The organism is Bifidobacterium sp. POST2/T3 (B1) (assembly GCF_058197115.1).
The window spans coordinates 1-4,812 of the sequence record NZ_JBVPQK010000208.1; the positions used below are offsets into that span (position 1 = coordinate 1).

Sequence of the window (4,812 nt, forward strand, 5' to 3'; positions counted from 1 at the left end):
GTGGCGATCACGGTCATCAGATAGCGGTCCTCGGCATTGGTCACCGTCTTGTTCAGTTTGAAGGCCGGGCGGCCGGTAGGCACAAAGATGACCTCATCCAGGTCGTAGACCCAGGCCACCTCCGAGGCAGCCACCAAGTGGCCATTATGGATGGGGTCGAAGGTGCCGCCCATGATTCCCACCCGGGGTCGACGGTTATGGTGGGATGGCCCACAGGCCCGATCAATATCTGATGGCTCCTGCCCAGACTCCCCCTCCTTGGACAGTTCAGACATCATCCGGTTCACGCCTGCTCGCCCTCCTGTCTGGCTTCCGAGGCGTTCTCCTCGTTTTCGGACTCGGCCTCCTGGCGCATCTGCTCGGCGCTGGGGTTGACCCTGTCGGGATCGATCCGCTCCATATCGGCATTCCACTCTTCCTGAACCACACGGCGGATCTCGGAATAGGTGGGCAGGGGAAAGCCTGGCTGGTAGGCTCGACGGACCTGAGCCACGCATCCAGTGATGGCTACCAATGAATCAGACAGATCGGCGATGCGTCCCTCCTGCTCCTGTTTGCGGAAGACAGGCACCCGCTCCTCCATGACGGTGATGTCATGCCTGACCTTGTTGAGCTGGTCCTGGTCCAGGTCATACACATCATCGGCATGTTCGTCGGGCCAGCCAATCAGGACCGCATCGGCGTACTCCAGGCAGGAGCGCTGATCTGCATCCGGGATGCCGTCCTCGATTTGGACCAGAAAGACGTACCGCAGCAGGCTCAGCCGCTCTGAAGCCACCCTCAGCCAGATGCGTGGATTGTCGTGCTCGCGTTGGAAGAGCTCTTCGATCTTCTCGTTCACGGCCGCACCTGCCCCCTGCCGTAGCCAATCCACTTGGTGGTGGTCAGCTCCTGCAGACCCATGGGTCCTCGGGCATGCAGCTTCTGTGTGGAGATGCCCAGCTCGGCACCCATGCCGAACATGCCCCCATCGGTGAATCGCGTTGAGGCGTTGACCATGATCACAGCTGAATCCACGCGACGGGAGAACTCTTCAACAGCCTCATAATCCCGGGCCAGGATGGCCTCGGTATGGCCGGTGGAGTGACGGTTGATGTGCTCGATGGCCTGGTCAAGGGAGTCCACCACGCGCACCCCCATTTTCAGATCCAGATACTCACGGTCCCAGTCGGCTTCCTCAGCGCGGACCAGCAGTTCTTCAGGAAGACCATGCCCGGCCAGGATGTCCATGGAGACAGCGTCCAGGTGCAGCTCGACCTGGGCCCGGGTCAGCGCCTGGGCCACACGTGGCAGGAACTCAGCGGCCACATCCCTGTGGACGATCAGTTTTTCAGCGGCGTTGCAGACGCCCACCCTCTGGGTCTTGGCGTTGACGATGATGGGAATGGCCTGATCCATATCCACCGAGCGATCCACATAAATATGGACATTGCCAGCCCCGGTCTCGATGGTGGGCACGGTGGCCTGCTCTATTACGCTGCGGATCAGCCCTCGGCCACCTCTGGGCACTAGCAGATCAATATGACCGCGTGCCTTCATCAGAGCCTGGGCCCCCTCGCGACCGTATCGGTCCACGGAAGCCACCAGCGCCGGATCCAATCCCTGCTCACGAAGTACCCCGCCTATCAGCTCCACCAGGGCGTGATTGGTGCGTTCAGCCGCGTGACCCCCTCGCAGAAGGGCCGCATTGCCAGACTTGAGGCAGAGGGCCACCACATCGATGGTGACATTGGGTCGGGCCTCATAAATCATGGCCACCACGCCCAAGGGAACCCGCACCTGATTGAGCCGCATGCCGTTGGGCATGTCATGGCCGCGAACCACCTCGCCCAGGGGATCGGTCAGCCCGGCCACCATGCGCACGCCGCTGGCGGCATCCGCGATACGAACCTTGTCCAAGCGCAGACGATCGATCAGACCGGCGCTCATTCCTTCTTCAAAAGCCTGCGTGCAGTCCTGCTCATTGACTGCTGCAATCTGATCGGCCTGGTCGATCAGTGCATCGGCCAGGGCCAGCAAGAGAGCGTTCCTGGCCTGACCGGTCATGCCTGCCAGACCTGCTTGTGCAACAGCCGCTGCATCGGCCATGGCACAGACCCGATCGAACACACCCTGACGATTGGAGTTCTCGTTTTCAGTCATGTTCGTCAGATCCTTTCGCCCTCGCGGGTCAGCCAGACCCATATTCTGTACCGATTGTAACCCTCAGTGAGGGCAATGATGACAGGAGGAGGGAGGGCATTGCTGCACCTCCCTCCTCCAAGGGCCAATCAGTGGGTCTGATCCAGCTCAGAATAAAGCGGGAAGGCCTCGACCAGCCGGTCCACCCGGGCCTTGAGAGCATCCAGATCCGCCTGGGGACCCTGGGCCAGCGCTGTGCCGATCACGTCGGCCACCTCCTCGTACTGAGCCGGGCCGAATCCGCGAGTAGCCAGGGCGGAGGTCCCGATGCGCAGGCCGGAGGCCACAGAGGCCGGGCGAGGGTCGAAGGGCACTGTATTGCGGTTGACGGTGATGCCAATCTTGGCCAGCAGGTCCTCACCCTGGCGGCCGTCCATCTCGCTGTTGCGCAGATCCACCATGACCAGGTGGACATCCGTACCTCCAGTGAGCACGGTGATGCCATTGTCGGCCACATCCTTGGCCATCAGGCGTTCAGCCAAGATCTTCGCACCCTCCAGGGTGCGCTCCATGCGTTCCTTGAATACAGGCGTTCCTGCCAGCTTGAAGGCCACAGCCTTGGCAGCGATTACATGCATAAGCGGGCCGCCCTGGTTGCCGGGGAAGACCGAGGAGTTGAGCTTCTTGGCATATTCCTGACGGGCCAGGATGAAGCCGGACCGAGGTCCGCCCAGGGTCTTGTGGGCCGTGGAGGAGACCACATCGGCATAGGGCACCGGGCTGGGATGCAGGCCGGCTGCCACCATACCCGCAAAGTGGGCCATATCCACCCAGAACTTGGCACCTACCTCGTCGGCAATTTCCTTCATGGCTGCGAAGTCCTCAATACGCGGATAAGCGCTCCATCCGCCGATAATCAGGGCTGGATGGGTTTCCAGGGCCCGCTGGCGGATGATCTCGGGCTCGATGCGGAAGGTCTTCGGATCGACCCCGTAGGATTCGGCATGGTAAAAACGTCCGGAGAAGTTGATCTTCATACCGTGGGTCAGATGGCCGCCATGATCCAGGGCCAGGCCCAGCACTGTGTCGCCGGGCTTGATCAGGGCCTGATAGACGGCGGCGTTGGCCTGTGCGCCCGAATGAGGCTGGACATTGACGTACTCGGCGCCGAACAGGGCCTTGGCGCGGTCGCGGGCCAGGTTCTCGACCTGGTCCACCCACTCGCAACCACCGTAGTAGCGTCTGCCAGGATAGCCCTCGGCATACTTGTTGGTCAGTACGGATCCCTGAGCCTGCAAGACGGCCTTGGGCACGAAGTTCTCTGAGGCAATCATCTCCAGACCACCGCGTTGGCGCTCCAACTCTCCATCCAGCAGTGCGGCGATCTCCGGATCCACCTGCGAGATCGAAGAGTTCAGGACATCGTAGGATTGCTGTACCGGGTTCTCTTCGACCATGGGTCACTCCTTTGTCTATAAGGTCCAGCCACGGATACAGGGCTGGTGGGCAATACTGTACGCCATGCCAACCCCTGGCAGGCCGTGGCGTCCATAGACGGTTTCCTCCGCGAGCCGAGCAAGGCCATGGTTCGGACTCCTGTACGGGGGTAGAATGCCCTGGTAATGATCTGTTCGGCGACATGGCGGAGGGGCAGGCAACCATGAGCACATACCACAGCACACGAGGCGGCAAGGAGCAATTGCAGTCCAAGCAGGCCATCAGACGAGGCCTGGCTCCTGACGGCGGACTCTATGTCAGCGATGAACTGGACGCTGAGACCATCGACCCTGCCTCGGTTGCCGGTCTGGACTACAAGGGCACAGCCAAACTGGTCCTTTCGAGACTGCTGAGTGATTACTCTTCCGCTCAGCTGGACTCCTGCCTGGACGCAGCTTACGGAGAACAGTGGTCCGATACGGCAATCACCCCTCTGGTGGACCTGGGCGGTAACGACTTCGTACTGGAGCTCTTCCGCGGGCCCACATCGGCCTTCAAGGACGTGGCCCTGCAGCTTCTGCCGAGACTGATGGCCTTGGCCGGGGACGATGACGAGCGAATCATGGTGCTTACAGCCACCTCTGGAGACACGGGCAAGGCAGCACTGGCCGGATTCGCAGACGCGCCGGGCACGGGTATCACCGTCTTCTACCCTCAGGGCAAGGTCAGTCAGATCCAGCGCCTGCAGATGGTCACCCAGAAGGGTGGCAATCTGCAAGTCTGCGCGGTTCGGGGCAATTTCGACGATGCCCAGTCCGCAGTCAAGTCCATCTTTGCCGATGCTGATCTGGCTCGCGAACTGGAGGAGAAAGCCTCGAGCGTCCTCTCGTCGGCCAACTCCATCAATGTGGGCCGCCTGGCTCCGCAGGTCGTCTACTACTTTCGGGCCTATGGCTCCCTGATGGAACGGGGAGTGATCAGACCTGGGGATCCTGTCGAGTTCTGCGTGCCCACCGGCAACTTCGGCGATGTGCTGGCCGGATACTACGCCAAGATGATGGGCCTTCCGGTGGCCCGGCTGACCGTGGCCTCGGACCGCAACCGGGTTCTCAACGACTTCCTGACCACAGGCATCTATGACCGCAACCGCCCCTTCTACACCACTACCTCCCCCAGTATGGACATCCTGATCTCCTCCAACCTGGAACGGATGCTCTACTACATGGCCGACGGCGACACCGAGTTGATTGCCTC

The 4,812-nt window shown here is 61.4% G+C and carries 5 protein-coding genes; 1 reads left to right on the plus strand and 4 read right to left on the minus strand.

The genetic code is table 11. The features are described 5' to 3' along the window. The 4 genes from AC0AP0_RS09100 to glyA form a co-directional block, all read right to left on the minus strand. On the minus strand, positions 1-278 hold a 278-nt coding region (locus tag AC0AP0_RS09100; RefSeq protein ID WP_490430233.1), incomplete at its 3' end, for a nicotinate-nicotinamide nucleotide adenylyltransferase. Positions 279-283: 5 nt separating this feature from the next. Then, positions 284-841, minus strand: coding sequence for a phosphoribosylglycinamide synthetase (locus AC0AP0_RS09105; RefSeq protein ID WP_121913321.1), 558 nt, complete (start codon positions 839-841; stop codon positions 284-286). Further along, complete coding sequence (locus AC0AP0_RS09110; protein ID WP_490430235.1) at positions 838-2,151, minus strand: glutamate-5-semialdehyde dehydrogenase; 1,314 nt, start codon at positions 2,149-2,151, stop codon at positions 838-840. Before AC0AP0_RS09110 ends, AC0AP0_RS09105 begins: the two co-directional genes overlap by 4 nt. Before the next feature lie 119 nt (positions 2,152-2,270). Then, positions 2,271-3,578, minus strand: a complete 1,308-nt coding sequence (glyA, locus tag AC0AP0_RS09115) for a serine hydroxymethyltransferase (RefSeq protein ID WP_490430234.1) — start codon at positions 3,576-3,578, stop codon at positions 2,271-2,273. 203 nt (positions 3,579-3,781) lie between these two features. On the opposite strand from glyA, the gene thrC reads away from it, so the two are divergent. Next, positions 3,782-4,812, plus strand: a 1,031-nt coding sequence (thrC, locus tag AC0AP0_RS09120) for a threonine synthase (protein ID WP_490430236.1), incomplete at its 3' end; no start/stop codon positions are given.

What these genes read in the sequence shown, in the direction of transcription:
- glyA (WP_490430234.1), bottom strand. Translation starts at nt 3,578, where the DNA reads ATGGTCGAAGAGAACCCGGTACAGCAATCCTACGATGTCCTGAACTCT.